Origin of the sequence: Holdemanella sp. DFI.5.55 (assembly GCF_020593575.1) — a bacterium.
Classification (GTDB): domain Bacteria; phylum Bacillota_I; class Bacilli_A; order Erysipelotrichales; family Erysipelotrichaceae; genus Holdemanella; species Holdemanella hominis.
Genome location: NZ_JAJDMK010000421.1, coordinates 1 through 225 on the forward strand (window position 1 = coordinate 1; position 225 = coordinate 225).

At 58.2% G+C, this 225-nt stretch carries 1 protein-coding gene; it reads right to left on the bottom strand.

Translation table 11 applies throughout. The annotated features are described in order from the left end of the window. The coding region (locus tag LJE08_RS14655) for an AIR synthase related protein (RefSeq protein ID WP_255650372.1) at positions 1–225 on the bottom strand (225 nt) is incomplete at both ends.

A 225-nucleotide genomic window follows, 5' to 3' on the forward strand; every position in this document is an offset into this window, starting at 1 on the left:
GGAGTGAATCCCGGATGAGGCCAGCCCGATCAAAACGTCGCCAGCTTTTGGCAAGGCCGTCGTCAGCATCTTGTCTTGATCAACGACACCGGTAGCATAGCCAGCCAGATCGTATTCATCTTGACTGTACATGTCAGGCATCTCGGCCGTTTCCCCGCCAACCAGGGCCGCCCCGGCTTGACGACAGCCTTCTGCCACGCCAGATACGATCTGGGCCATCTTGTC